This window comes from Pectobacterium polaris (assembly GCF_002307355.1).
In the GTDB taxonomy this organism is placed as follows: Bacteria; Pseudomonadota; Gammaproteobacteria; order Enterobacterales; family Enterobacteriaceae; genus Pectobacterium; species Pectobacterium polare.
The window spans coordinates 2,307,593-2,320,301 of record NZ_CP017481.1; the positions used below are offsets into that span (position 1 = coordinate 2,307,593).

13 protein-coding genes are annotated in these 12,709 nt (G+C 52.8%); 5 read left to right on the forward strand and 8 right to left on the reverse strand.

All coding sequences use genetic code 11. The annotated features are described in order from the left end of the window. Positions 1–5 precede the first annotated feature (5 nt). Complete coding sequence (fecR, locus tag BJJ97_RS10465; RefSeq protein ID WP_095993902.1) at positions 6–962, reverse strand: ferric citrate uptake sigma factor regulator FecR; 957 nt, start codon at positions 960–962, stop codon at positions 6–8. Further along, positions 959–1,480, reverse strand: a complete 522-nt coding sequence (fecI, locus tag BJJ97_RS10470) for a ferric citrate uptake sigma factor FecI (protein ID WP_095995355.1) — start codon at positions 1,478–1,480, stop codon at positions 959–961. Before fecI ends, fecR begins: the two co-directional genes overlap by 4 nt. Before the next feature lie 301 nt (positions 1,481–1,781). Here fecI and BJJ97_RS10475 point away from each other — a divergent pair, with 301 nt between their 5' ends. The 4 genes from BJJ97_RS10475 to BJJ97_RS10495 all read left to right on the forward strand — a co-directional run bounded on the left by BJJ97_RS10475 (position 1,782) and on the right by BJJ97_RS10495 (position 6,316). Further along, positions 1,782–3,404: an EAL domain-containing protein gene (locus tag BJJ97_RS10475; RefSeq protein ID WP_095993903.1), complete on the forward strand. Its 1,623-nt coding sequence runs from the start codon at positions 1,782–1,784 to the stop codon at positions 3,402–3,404. A gap of 120 nt (positions 3,405–3,524) precedes the next feature. Further along, a complete protein-coding gene (locus tag BJJ97_RS10480; RefSeq protein WP_095993904.1) occupies positions 3,525–3,866 on the forward strand; it encodes a zinc ribbon domain-containing protein YjdM in 342 nt (113 codons plus the stop codon). 138 nt (positions 3,867–4,004) lie between these two features. Next, positions 4,005–5,075 carry a lytic murein transglycosylase B gene (mltB, locus tag BJJ97_RS10485; RefSeq protein ID WP_095698722.1) on the forward strand — a complete coding sequence of 357 codons (1,071 nt, stop codon included), beginning with the start codon at positions 4,005–4,007 and terminating at the stop codon, positions 5,073–5,075. Positions 5,076–5,590: 515 nt separating this feature from the next. Continuing rightward, complete coding sequence (locus BJJ97_RS10495; RefSeq protein ID WP_224072359.1) at positions 5,591–6,316, forward strand: sulfite exporter TauE/SafE family protein; 726 nt, start codon at positions 5,591–5,593, stop codon at positions 6,314–6,316. On the opposite strand, the gene BJJ97_RS10500 is transcribed toward BJJ97_RS10495, so the two are convergent. The 6 genes from BJJ97_RS10500 to BJJ97_RS10530 form a co-directional block, all read right to left on the reverse strand. After that, the gene (locus tag BJJ97_RS10500) at positions 6,313–7,206 is read right to left on the reverse strand and encodes a LysR family transcriptional regulator (protein ID WP_095993906.1); all 894 of its coding nucleotides are present in this window, start codon (positions 7,204–7,206) and stop codon (positions 6,313–6,315) included. The two genes, BJJ97_RS10495 and BJJ97_RS10500, sit on opposite strands and share 4 nt — an antisense overlap. A gap of 79 nt (positions 7,207–7,285) precedes the next feature. Then, complete coding sequence (locus tag BJJ97_RS10505) at positions 7,286–7,993, reverse strand: GGDEF domain-containing protein (protein ID WP_095993907.1); 708 nt, start codon at positions 7,991–7,993, stop codon at positions 7,286–7,288. Next, complete coding sequence (locus tag BJJ97_RS10510; protein ID WP_039485361.1) at positions 7,980–8,432, reverse strand: DUF1987 domain-containing protein; 453 nt, start codon at positions 8,430–8,432, stop codon at positions 7,980–7,982. Before BJJ97_RS10510 ends, BJJ97_RS10505 begins: the two co-directional genes overlap by 14 nt. Position 8,433: 1 nt before the next feature. Continuing rightward, positions 8,434–8,988 (reverse strand): SiaB family protein kinase, encoded by a 555-nt coding sequence (locus tag BJJ97_RS10515; protein ID WP_039485363.1) that lies wholly within the window; start codon positions 8,986–8,988, stop codon positions 8,434–8,436. Positions 8,989–9,001: 13 nt separating this feature from the next. Beyond that, positions 9,002–10,246 (reverse strand): SpoIIE family protein phosphatase, encoded by a 1,245-nt coding sequence (locus BJJ97_RS10520; RefSeq protein WP_095993908.1) that lies wholly within the window; start codon positions 10,244–10,246, stop codon positions 9,002–9,004. A gap of 272 nt (positions 10,247–10,518) precedes the next feature. Continuing rightward, a complete protein-coding gene (locus BJJ97_RS10530) occupies positions 10,519–11,712 on the reverse strand; it encodes an alpha/beta hydrolase (RefSeq protein WP_095993910.1) in 1,194 nt (397 codons plus the stop codon). Positions 11,713–11,923: 211 nt separating this feature from the next. On the opposite strand from BJJ97_RS10530, the gene BJJ97_RS10535 reads away from it, so the two are divergent. After that, positions 11,924–12,658, forward strand: a complete 735-nt coding sequence (locus BJJ97_RS10535; protein WP_095993911.1) for an FCD domain-containing protein — start codon at positions 11,924–11,926, stop codon at positions 12,656–12,658. Positions 12,659–12,709: the final 51 nt, after the last annotated feature.

Below are 12,709 nucleotides of genomic sequence, written 5' to 3' on the forward strand. Positions count from 1 at the left end.
ATCGTTTAGTTTGCGGGAAGGATATTGACCCAGTAACGAGTAATGTACTGAATCTTAACGGGAAGTGTTTTCTCGATAACCTGTAACACCGTATCGGTATTTTTCAGCGGGAAGGTGCCGCTTAACCGCAGCGTCGCGACCTCCGGGCTACAGCGCAGCACGCCATGACGGTAGCGCGATAGTGTCGCTATCACGTCGCCGAGCGGCTTATTGCTGAAACTGAGAATGCCCTGCGCCCAGTTGCTGTCTTCTTCCTCTGCGGATTGGATTTCACCCAGCTCCCGTGCACTGAAGCGCAGGCTTTCGCCCTGCCGCACGATGCGCTCTTGAGTCGGATCTTCTGCCAGTACGACTTTTACCGCATGGTGTTGCACGCTCAGTAGCGTGCTGTCGGCTTCCTGACGGACCGTAAATTCAGTGCCGAGTGCAGTCAGTTGCCCGTGTCGTGTCTGCACGTAGAAAGGGCGACGGCTGGCATCCTGTCCGGTGGTAATGGCGATTTCGCCGTACCAGAGGTGAATACGCCGCTGCTGTGGATCGAAGCGAACATCGACGGCGCTGTCGGTGTTCAGCGAAAGCAGTGTCCCGTCTTCCAGACGCTGCTGACGGATGGCACCTTTAGCCGTGGTGTAATCGGCTCGCAGACCCGTTCCGGTGTCGGAGCGCCAAAGCTGCCACCCGCCGCCAACGCCTAACAGCAGTAAAAGACCTTTCATCACTCTGCGACGGGTGAGCTGGGTATCCTGAAGGGCGCGGTGGGCGACGTTGCCGGGCACGACATTCATCTGGCTGCGCAGATTTTCTACCTGCGACCAGGCCCACTGGTGATCCCCATTTTGCTCATACCACTGCTGCCATTTCTCGGTTTGCTGGAGACTCACGCGTTCGTCGCTCAGTACCGCATACCAATGTGAGGCGGAGCGCAGGGCCTGACGTTGAGAATCGGTCAGCGGGAGGCTCACAGCCCATGCTCCAGACGGAACAGCAGGCAATGCTCGGTGGCCTTGGCAACGTACTTTTTGACGGAGCTGACGGAGACATTTAGTCGCGTAGCGATCTCGCCGTAGGCCATGCCGTCAAGCTGGGAAAGCAAAAACGCCTGTCGTGCTTTGTGGCTCAGGCCATCGAGCATGAGATCCACCTGCTGGAGCGTCTCAAGCTGCTGTTGCTGAATTTCCGGTGAGGGCGCAAGCGCTTCTGGCAACTGCGCCAGCCTGTCCAGATAGGCTTTCTCCAGCGCATTGCGGCGGAAGAGATCGACCATCACGCGCTTGGCAACGGTACACAGAAACGATTTAGGATCGCGGATTGTGGTCAGCGACTCGCCGTTCATCACGCGCAGGAAGGTGTCCTGAGCAATATCATCGGCATCAAAAGAGGATTGGAGCTTGCCCGTTAGCCAGTGCTTCAGCCAGCCGTGATGCGAACCATAGAGTGATTCAAGCGTCAGTTCAGCAGAGGGAGTGGCGTGGTCAGATATCATGGGCAGAAATAGAAAAAACGTATCGACGGTCAATAATAGGGCTCCATGTTAATATGATAATGGTTCTCATTACAATTAAATCACAGAGCGACAGTGATAAGAAAAAAGTGATAGAAAGCAACTGGCTGTTTTTTAAGGTAAATAGGAAAGCAAATAGCGATGTTGCTTTTTCCTGAGAGGCGCTGCGGAATCCGACGGTTCGGGTGTCTTAAAATCAGAATTATTTGAGATATCGATAGATTGTCGGGAAGGGTTGTGTGCTATGTTGGATTTCTCATAATGATGCTGCGTCGCTACTATGAAAAAAAGCCTGCTAGCCTATTTTCAAACGCTCTATTTTAAGAAAAGTTTTTTCTTATTATCTTCCAGCCTGCTTTTTATTCTGGCTTCACTTTTTGCGTTGGTGCTTACGGTTTATTCAACGTTTACGCTCAGACAGTTTGAACACGAAGTTGATGATTTTTCTAACGTCACGGTTGAACATGCTGGGAAAATCATTCTACAGGCGACCTCCGCACTCGATATTTTAGAAAAAAAGTTTCCACCTTATTGTGATGATTTGCATTTAGGTTTACTGCGTAAGAACGCTTACGACAATGATTATATTCAGGATGTGGTTTATATCGATGGGAATCGCCTCCGCTGCTCTTCGATGATGAGCGAAATTAATTCGGTGTTTCTTCCATCGCCCGATTTTCACTATAAAAATAGCTATAATATTTGGTACAAAATTGAAAGTCCGCTGAATAGAAATAAGCCGATGATTTATGTTGGCGCAACGCGTCATCTTGTGGTGTTGAATCCGCGTTCATTTCTGGATGTTCCTTCCTACAGCTATAATATCCAATATGCATTGCTGGAAAAAAATAAGGGAGATGGACGCGTTATTCTATCGGATTTAATGACTGATGATATTTATTCTCGTCTGGTCGTCGGGGAGAATAACCCTGATAAGTTTTATATTGGCGATAAATACTACGTTCTGAAACCGATACCGGATAGCGATCTTGCTCTGGTGGTGAGTGCGGATCAATCCACATCCCTCTCATTTTATCTGAAGATTTTTTTCTCTGCTTTGCCCATTTTTCTGCTGATTTCCCTGATTCTGTCAATCCTTATCTCCAGAAAGTCGCTGACAATTCAGAGTCCGCTCTATGTTCTCAAGCAGGCGCTGAGGCAAAAAGAGTTTGAATTGCATTATCAGCCGATTATTAAATTGGATACTGCTCAGGTCGTGGGATGTGAAGCGCTGATACGCTGGCGTCATTCGGATGGTAACCTGATTACGCCAGACTCTTTTATTCCCATGATTCGTCAGGTTGGGTTGATGAAAGAGTTAACCTTGTTCGTCATTAATGAGGCGCTACAAACAGCCAGTGTACTGAAGAAAAGTGACCCTGACATGTTTGTCTCTATCAATCTTGAGGCGGCCGAATTTGAGGATATGTCCGTTTTCAATTATCTCGTGGAGCAGGTTGCCATATACGATCTCGATGGTGCCAATGTTAATGTCGAATTAACTGAATCATCCATGATTGAACCCCGGAAAGCAGCACCGATGGTGGAGCTGTATCAACAACAAGGCATTGATGTTGCCATTGATGATTTTGGTACCGGCTATTCGGGGCTGTCGTATCTTGAGCGGGTAAAAGCCAATAAGCTTAAAATCGACAAGTCCTTTGTTGGGAATATTAGTGTCCATTCACCGACTGATATTGTGCTGTCTCATATTGTCAGCATGGCGCACTGCCTTAATCTGCATATTGTTGCCGAAGGAGTTGAGACTACGGCTCAGGAAGCCTATCTGAAAAGCCTTGGCGTCGCTTATGCGCAGGGCTGGCTGTATTCCAAAGCGCTAACGCAAGAAGCACTGATTACGTTTCTGGCGGAAAAAGATGAAACAGGGTCGGATGCGTCGTAAAGTCACGATAAACGCGGCTTCACTATCAAAAATACGCATAAAAGGGTAAAATATCGAAAATATGGTAGTTACCTAATGATATTTATTACTTTTTTATTGTGAATTTTTCAGGAGTTTATCATGCAACAGTTGCCTCATTGTCCAAAATGCAGTTCTGAATATACCTGGCAAGAGGGCGAAATTCTTAACTGCCCAGAATGCGGAAATGAGTGGTCGGCGGCAGGCGATGCGCCAGCGCAGGATGACGGTTTAGTCGTGAAAGATGCTAACGGCAATCTGCTGGCGGATGGCGATACAGTAACGGTCATTAAAGACCTGAAAGTAAAAGGCAGCTCAACGCCGCTGAAAATCGGTACCCGCGTGAAGGGCATTCGTCTGGTGGAAGGCGATCACAATATTGATTGTAAAATCGACGGTTTCGGCCCGATGAAGCTGAAGTCCGAGTTTGTGAAGAAGAACTGATCCGGATGTGGTGACATACGCGTCGGTCTTCTATTTGATCGGCGCGCTGCATTTTTTCACCTCTGGCTGGTTTTTTCACATCAGACAATCCTTTACCATAGCCTGTATTGATTTCTTACCTGGCTATACGGATATCTGATGCGTCATTTGGTTCGTTTTCTCCCTCTGCTCGTTTTGCTCTCGGCCTGTAGCAGTCAGCCGGCCCCTCCTCCCGCAGAAGCGCCTTCAGGTAATCCTTTTAAAGGTGGCTTCCTGCTTGAACCCGCACACAATGTCCATCCGCTAGGCGGTGATTTTGCGACTAACCCGGCTACCGCACGGTTTGTCGAGAAAATGGTGCTGGAGCACGGCTTTAACCGCCAGCAACTGCATGATGTGCTGGTGCAGGCGAAAAGTCTGGATTGGGTGATCCGTCTGATGGATAAACAAGCCCCGACATCGCGCCCGCCTTCAGGGCCGAACGGATCTTGGAACCGCTACCGCAATCAGTTTATTACGCCAGACAACGTGCAGAACGGCGTGGCGTTCTGGAATCAGTATCAGGATGCGCTACAGCGCGCTCAGAACATTTACGGCGTCCCGCCTGAGATCATCGTCGGTATTATTGGCGTTGAAACCCGCTGGGGCAGAGTGATGGGGAAAACGCGCATCATTGATGCATTGGCAACGCTGGCGTTTGATTACCCGCGACGTGCCGATTACTTTGCGGGCGAGCTGGAAACCTTCCTGCTGATGGCGCGTAAAGAAGGAAACGATCCGCTCAGCCTGCGCGGCTCGTACGCGGGCGCGATGGGCTATGGGCAGTTTATGCCGTCATCATTCAAGAACTACGCGGTGGATTTCGACGGCAACGGACATACCAACCTGTGGGATCCGGTGGACGCGATTGGCAGCGTAGCCAATTATTTCAAAGCACACGGATGGGTGAAAGGCGCCCCTGTGGCGGTGCAGGCAAATGGTCAGGCTCCGCTGCTCCCGAACGGTTTTAATACCCGCTACTCGCTCACGGAACTACAGGCCGCGGGTTTAACGCCACAGCATTCGCTGGCGGGATACAGTGAAGCCAGCCTGCTGCGGCTGGACATCGGCACGGGTTACCAATACTGGTACGGACTGCCGAACTTCTACACCATCACGCGCTACAACCACAGCACGCACTATGCGATGGCTGTGTGGCAGCTAGGCGAAGCTGTAGGCCGCGCGCGCTAGGGTCAGGGCTATTAAATTTTGTGGCTTGCTAATAACGGCTGACCCCAATCTCAGGGCTGTTTCTCATACACAGTGTGGGATGCCAGCAGGATTGACTGTTATCGGGCGTAAAAATTATGCAGCGGTGGGCATGACCGCCGAGTGAGCGGCATGGATGCCGCGAAAGCCAGTGCCGCGTCTGGAACGCGTCACTGGTGGCTCGATTAGCTGTCATGAACACCGATGGCATCGCGTAGCGACATAATTTAGCCAAAAGCCGGGGTTCATAGGGGGCTGGTGTTTGAGCCCCCTATGTCGGGCGCGTGCGACGAAGTAGCATGAGAATAACGGTATTGTTGCGCACGAAACGGTCTCTGAACTTGCATAAAGATGTGACCCCGAGAATCCTAATCCTCCCTTTGCCTCCAATTTTCCCTGAATCACCCTCAATACAATCCGCATAGACACCAGCAACAACCTCGTTGGACTATTCCTGCATAGGGTTCTTCCTATGGCGCCGCAAACCGAGGCAATAAATGACGACGATGATGGTGGTGTTTCTGCTGGCTGGCGTGGTGAAAGGCGTGATTGGCCTGGGGTTACCGACAATCGCGATGGGTCTGTTAACGCTGGTGATGCCCGCTGCCAGCGCGGCGGGGCTTTTGATTGTTCCTTCGCTAGTGACCAACATCTGGCAGCTCGCCTGTGGCCCCGCCTTTCTCAGCCTGATTAAACGGTTTTGGACGCTGTTTGCCGGGATCATTATTGGGACGTTCTGGAATGGTCTGCCGGCACTAACTTCATCATCGTCATGGACGAGCGCGGCGCTCGGCGGCATTTTGGTGGTTTATGGCCTGTGGGGCATCGTAGCGACGACTTTGCCGCAGCCCGGTCGTCACGAAGTCTGGCTGTCACCGCTGGTGGGTTACATCACCGGTGCTATCACGGCGGCAACGGGCGTCTTCGTGATTCCCGCCGTGCCTTACCTGCAATGCCTGCGACTCAATAAAAACGATCTGGTGCAGGCGCTGGGGCTGGCGTTTACCGTTTCCACGTTGGGGCTGGCGCTACAGCTGATGCAGGGAGTCGGGCTACAGGGCATCGATCTCTGGCAGTCGATGCTGGCGCTGATTCCCGCGCTGCTGGGCATGATGATTGGGCAACGCCTGCGCCACGCGATTAGCGAACTGGTTTTCCGGCGCTGTTTCTTTATCGGGCTGGTGGCGCTAGGCGGATACATGGCCGCGCGTGGGCTGCTTTAAGCTGTATTCTCTGCCGTAATAAAAGCCACGAAATCCTGAACATAGCCGGGCAGCGCGGAAAACTGACGGGCGCAGATAACCAGATTACGCATTGCCCAGTCGTCTGACAGCGGGATCGTGCGAATCGCCAGCCGTTCCATCATGCGCTGTGCGGCATGTCGCGGAAGAATACCAATGCCGATACCGCTGTGAATCACCTGCGTGACGGCATCGAAGCTGGCAAGGCGCACGCGGTAATTCAGGCGTTTTCCCAGTCTTCTGGCGTGCTCGTCGATGTGTTCCTGCAAGGCTGCGCCTTCGCTAAGCCCGATAAATTCGGCGTCGGCAATGGCGGAAAAGGTGAGCTGCTGTGCGTCAGACCAGATGCTGTCACGGGGAACCACAACCACCAGTTCGTCCTGACGAAACGGTCGCGTTTCCAGCCCGTCGAGCGGTACGGAATCGGCCACAATGCCAAGGTCGGCGGTTTGATTACGAATAGCGCTGACGATATCGCGGCTGAGTTTTTCATTCACCGCGACGGATATCTGCGGGCAGACCACCAGATAGCGGCCCAGCAGGGCAGGCAAATATTCATTCAGCGCCGCAGAGTTGCACAGTAGCGGAATATGGCCGCGCAGCCCTTTGCTGTACTGGTGTAATTCGCTGCGCATATGTTCTACCTGATGCAGGATAATGTGGGCATGGTGCGCCAGCGAAAAGCCTGCGTCGGTGAGCGAGACGCCTGCCTTTGACCGCAGCAGCAGCGGTACGCCAAGTTCCTCTTCCATTCCCCGGATTCGCTCGCTGGCAGCCTGCACGGTCAGGCTAGACGCTGCTGCGCCACCGGTAATGCTGCCTGCTTTCTGAATATTGAGAAACAGCCGAAGATCGGTTAAATCGAATCGCATAGGGGAATCTGTCTCGGAAAAGCCGATACCCACTATTATGGTCGTGAGTCAGGGCGACGGCAATCGCCCAGCCTGCGACTTACTGAAACTCCACGCGATTTCTGCCTTTTTCTTTGGCCTGATAGAGCGCGGCATCTGCGGCACCGTAGAGCGCATCGAAACGGGTTTTCTGCGGGGCCCAACTGACGCCGAAGCTGGCAGTAACGCGCTGTTGTGGCAGCACGCTGAGCGGCATTCTGTTGAGATCCTGATGCAGGCGGCTGGCGAGCGAGATGGCCTGCATGAGCGTGTGCCCTTCCAGCAGGATGGTGAACTCTTCGCCGCCGACGCGACCAATGCTGCTCGAGGTATTCAGCACGTGCTGCACGCGTGAGACCAGATCGCAGATCACGGCGTCGCCGGTTGGGTGACCATAGGTATCGTTCACCTGCTTGAAGTGGTCGATATCCAGCACGATGAGCGCCGCCTGATTGCGCTCCAGCGCGTGGTTAATGCGTTCAATAATCGCGCCACGGTTATACACGCCTGTCAGCGGATCGTGGCTGGCTTTGTATTCCAGTTCGACGGCCAGCTGATTGAGCTGTGCGTTCAGACGATTCAACTCTTTCTCCGCCCGGTCGCTGCGTGAAATCAGGCGGTGCGACTCGCGTACTAGCCGCTGATAGTGGTCGGTTAACGCCAGCAGCGTGTCGCGATAGACTTCGGCTGGTCTTTCCTGCTGGTTAGCGATGTTGCGCGCGGCGAGCAGAATGTCGTATTCCGGTGTAAACAATTCAATTGTGCTCATGATTATCACTCAAAATTGTGCTGTGAAAGGTCAGGGCAGGGAAATCGATGTGAAGCTCTTCACCAAATTCTTCCGCAATGTCGTCGTCTTTGTCGTAATACCAATACAGCGCAATCGAGAGCGTCTGTTCAGCCGCCTGATTCAGCAGGTTGAATAAACTGAACAGCATCTTGGTGCTGGAACTGTTGAAGTAAATCAGGGAAACGTGAATTTCGATGCTCGGCAGCGCTTCATCCGGCGGCATCGTTTCCGCGTAGGTTGTTAACGCGTGCAGATACGCCTGAATCTCGGTGAGCAGCGGGCGATAAAACGCCGCGGCGTTCTCAGGATAAGATTCGCCGGAAAGATAAAGACGGTGTGTGTCAAAGTGAAAATCAACCGTCGGGGTACAGGATGTCCCCGAAATATGGAGGTTGCTTAGGGTTGTTATATTTTTCATGTCAAATGATTGCCTTCAGATAAAACGTAGATAGCCCCGTTGATGCATCGGCCCGAAACGTAAACTGGAGTGGCTCACTGGCATCACGCGCGACGGTCAATAGCCCCATATCCGCGCCTTTGCTTGATGACGGGGTTTCATCACGCAGAGAGACTTTGTAGGCGAGTCGGATTTCATCAAGCGTCATGCCGCGCAGCGGCTCAAGACGTCCTCGCAGCGTCTCGACATCGTCGGGGTGTACCGGATTGGCGCACAACAGGAAGTATTTCCCATTTTCGTAACCCAGACACACCGAGCCATGACGGACTTCGGCGGTGTGATCGAGCGCGGTTAGCGGTGCAGCGGAATAGCGGGTAATGTTCTGCACCATTTCGACGAACGTAGAGAACAGTCGGCGACGGATGCCGGCAGGAAGCTGTTTTTTCTCCAGCTGTAGCCGCATGGTTTCGGCCAGTGAACTGATGATGTTTTGTGAAAAATAGCCCACGTAATACAGCGTGATGTCATGCTGGTGTGAGGGCGAAAAAAATTCAGTGTATTTGATGTTTGGCATCATTCTGTCTGCCTGATTAAACAAAAGTCGAACAATGTCGGAAGCCCCAAAATGTTAAATCGTCTCGTCGGGTCTGATCGCCCTGGTAGATCTTGTGTGCCGACAGGAGCTGGTTAGCCAGTTCGCGCATCGGCTGGTGTTGATGGTGCTGGAGGTACTCCTGTAGGCGACGTTTACCAAACATAATCCGGCGTTCTCCGCCGATTTGATCCGTCAATCCATCCGTGGTGGTGAAAAATATATCGTTGTCATGAAGCGGCAATTCATAGCTCGACCACTGGTAGTCATAAGGCGTTTCGGTATAGCCGACCCCCATACGGTCGCACTGGAGTGGTGTCAGCTCTCCGGTCTGGCGTTGCAACATGAAAGCGGGCATCCGCGCACCGGAAAACGTCAGCGTGTTTCGCGTCATATCGCAGAACACCAGCATCGCGTCGCAGCCGTCGTTAGAAGTAGAAAGCTGACGCGCTTCGTCACGCTGCCCCAGCGTATCTTTGATATGACGGTTGATTGCCTGTAATAACTGCGCTGGTAGCATCGGGCCGTGCTGTGTCAGCGCCTGTTCCAGCGCGGAAGAGAAAATCAGGGTCATGAATGCGCCGGGTACGCCGTGTCCGGTACAGTCCGCGACGGCGGCAAGCCAGCCATTCTGATAGGTTTTAAAGGCATAGCAGTCGCCGCCGACACAGTCTCGCGGTTCCCAGGCTAAACACCAGTCGGCAAGCGTGCGGGACATCGCCTGTGTTGATGTCGTCAGCATCGCTGTCTGAATCACGCTGGCATATTCGATGCTCTGCATAATCTGCTGATGTTGGCGCAGATGCATATCGGAGACGGCCTTGATCAGATCGATGCCTAATCCGATACCGATATAACGCCCGTTCTCAGTGATCATAAAGCCGTCCGTCAGCGACTTATCACCGGTAATCACCGTTTGATCGGCGACGTCGTTCAATGACGCCAGCGCATCGACAATCAGCGGATTTTTATCCATAAACGCGATGCAGCTCTTTTTGTCGTACAGTTCACGATAAAAAGGCCGGGACATCTGCGAGAGAAAAATATGGCGGTTGATTAAGCCGAAAGGGCGTCCATCCTCCACCACCGGCAGGCTGACCCACTCTTTATTCTTACTGAACAACTGCAATACGGTGGCGTTGTCGGTGTTAGGAGAAACGTCCGGCAGAGGAATGCAAAGATCTCGCGCCACCGGTGTACCCCGGAGGAGTGGTCGGGCGCAAGGAACGGGCATGGAGATCATGGTTAATCTTTGGGCGTATTTATCTTTAAGTCAAAATACATGCCCTTGATGACCAAATGATGACAACTCCCGTCATACTTCAAGCCGCAGGTGCGTTGGCTTCCCTTAAATACTCGGCCCGTCGTGGGCCTCGCCCTAAAGGGCCGCTGCGAGCAGCGTTCAAATCTGCTCCCGGCAGATTTGTCACCCCAGTCACTTACTGGCGTAAGCTCCTGGGGACTCGCGCGGTTGCCGCCTTCCTGCAACTCGAATTATTTAGGGAGACACCTGTGTTATTGCGCGTCGAGTACGTTGGCCATGATCTGATTTTGCCAGTCGAAGTAGGGGTTAAAGGTCAGGCGAACATGGGTTTTGCCATTTTCCACGTATCCCCAGTCGGAATACCACAGCGTGCTGCGATCCTGACAGGTTTTCAGGTCGTTCAGGGGTTGGCCGTTGGCGCAGATGACAATCGCACCGGTTTTGCCGTACTCCTTATTGTCTGGTGAAAACAGGAGCGACATGTGTGAGAACTGGCTGATGCGCCAGTCGGGTAGCGAGCCTGTCCGCACCAAAACACGTGAGGAATGGATACCGACAGGGCGATCGCCATACCAGATTAGACGGCTGCGTGGGTGGGTAAACTGCTTATCGAACGTGTCGACAAGATAAGTCGTATCGACGACGGAATCATGTTCCGCCAGCACGATGAGCACCGGTTTGTTATACGGTTTCTTGGCGAGCTCTGAACGCACACCGCTGCTGGAATAATAATATTGGGCGAAACCGTTGGTCGGCACGCGCATATAGCGGGTTGCCAACTGCTGGGGGTAACCGGGGCGCGGCGGCATCAGCCAGTCGGTAAACACGGACAGCACTGGCGCCATGAAGGCGTATTTTTCGTTGGATTTAATTGCGGGGGAGAACAGCACCAGTCCTTTGATTTCAGGGTGCTGTAAAGCGTATTCCAGTACCAGATTGCCGCCAGTGGAAAAGCCGCCCAGATAAACCTCATCGACCTCTTTGCTGAGGATGGCCGCCTGCTCGGCGACTACGCTGCGCCAGTCATCGACGGTGACGTGCAACAGATCGGAGGGGCGGGTGCCATGACCCGGTAGCAACACGGTTCTGACCAGAAAGCCTTGTTCGACCAATTTTGGGGTGATGTCGGTGAATGAACCGGGTGAATCGCCCAGTCCGTGTACCAATAAGATGGCTTTCTGCGGTTGGCCGAGGGGGCGGGTTTCACTGGGCGTATTCCAACGTAATTCCAACTGCTTATCCGTGGTTTGAAAGGCACGATGCTCAGCGACCCAGCGTGTGGTGTCTTGCTGGTAACGCTCGAATGAGGTTTGTCCTAACGGTGTGATGTCGCGCGGACTGCTGTTGCATCCCACCATGAAAAGTACGCCGATGAGGGCGAACAAGCCTGCCATCACCCGTTTCCAGACTGTCCACGAAACGAATCGGAATACGCTTATTGTCATTTATGCTCCTTGCCTTCTGGCAATATCAATCTGATCGCTAACGGGATAATGGCGTGTTGACAACACTATATCCGAAATCATTTCGTATGCAGATTGCTCAACGTGCGGCGCTGTATGGCTTCATGTTATACTTCAGACAACTCTGGCGTTTTTTCTGTCTTTTGGTCAGGCCAATATTACGATGGCCGATGTTGAATAAAGGGATGGCGGTATGCGTTTATATCAGCAGATTGGCGACAATCTTCGCGCGGAAATTCTGAAGGGAAACTATCAGATTGGCGATCGTTTGCCTCCCGAGCGTGATATTGCTGAAACCTACAACGTCAGCCGCAGCGTGGTGCGTGAAGCGCTGATTATGCTGGAGCTGGAAAAGCTGATTGAGGTGCGTAAAGGCTCTGGCGTTTATGTCATGCAACTGCCGAGCGCACAGGGAAAAGACAGCGTGGTGGACAGCGGCTATGGCCCCTTCGAGCTGATGCAGGCGCGTCAACTGCTGGAAGGCGAAGTTGCAGCGTTTGCTGCGATGCAGGCGACCAAGAGTGACATCGTGAAAATGCGGCAGGCCATTGAACAAGAACGGGCGTCGCTTGAGAACGGCAGCGTGGATGAAAGCGCCGATGAACAATTCCATTGCCTGCTGGCGCAGTCTACCCAAAACAGCGTCTTAGCCAATATGGTGTATGAGGTGTGGCAGGCGCGTAAACGCAGCCCAATGTGGCAGGGCATTCACTCCCATACCGACGATTTCAGCTATCAGCGCCAGTGGCTGGACGACCATGAACAGATCCTGCGTGCCGTGTCTCGCCGCGATGTGAACATGGCGCGTCAGGCAATGTGGCAGCATCTGGAAAACGTAAAAATTAAACTGCTTGAAATCTCGAACGCGGACGATCCTGCTTTCGATGGCTACCTGTTCGAGTCCGTTCCTTCCCGTTTGGAATCCTAACTCTCCTCCTGCGTTTCCTTTCCCGTGTAACTTTTCTCTCCGGCATCGCAT

Excerpts from the sequence above, each read along its gene's own strand:
- BJJ97_RS10515 (WP_039485363.1), bottom strand. The coding sequence starts at position 8,988 with ATGATGCCAAACATCAAATACACTGAATTTTTTTCGCCCTCACACCAG.
- mltB (WP_095698722.1), top strand. The coding sequence starts at position 4,005 with ATGCGTCATTTGGTTCGTTTTCTCCCTCTGCTCGTTTTGCTCTCGGCC.
- BJJ97_RS10480 (WP_095993904.1), top strand. The coding sequence starts at position 3,525 with ATGCAACAGTTGCCTCATTGTCCAAAATGCAGTTCTGAATATACCTGG.
- BJJ97_RS10475 (WP_095993903.1), top strand. The coding sequence starts at position 1,782 with ATGAAAAAAAGCCTGCTAGCCTATTTTCAAACGCTCTATTTTAAGAAA.
- BJJ97_RS10505 (WP_095993907.1), bottom strand. The coding sequence starts at position 7,993 with ATGAGCACAATTGAATTGTTTACACCGGAATACGACATTCTGCTCGCC.
- BJJ97_RS10535 (WP_095993911.1), top strand. The coding sequence starts at position 11,924 with ATGCGTTTATATCAGCAGATTGGCGACAATCTTCGCGCGGAAATTCTG.
- BJJ97_RS10495 (WP_224072359.1), top strand. The coding sequence starts at position 5,591 with ATGACGACGATGATGGTGGTGTTTCTGCTGGCTGGCGTGGTGAAAGGC.
- BJJ97_RS10530 (WP_095993910.1), bottom strand. The coding sequence starts at position 11,712 with ATGACAATAAGCGTATTCCGATTCGTTTCGTGGACAGTCTGGAAACGG.
- BJJ97_RS10510 (WP_039485361.1), bottom strand. The coding sequence starts at position 8,432 with ATGAAAAATATAACAACCCTAAGCAACCTCCATATTTCGGGGACATCC.
- BJJ97_RS10520 (WP_095993908.1), bottom strand. The coding sequence starts at position 10,246 with ATGATCTCCATGCCCGTTCCTTGCGCCCGACCACTCCTCCGGGGTACA.
- BJJ97_RS10500 (WP_095993906.1), bottom strand. The coding sequence starts at position 7,206 with ATGCGATTCGATTTAACCGATCTTCGGCTGTTTCTCAATATTCAGAAA.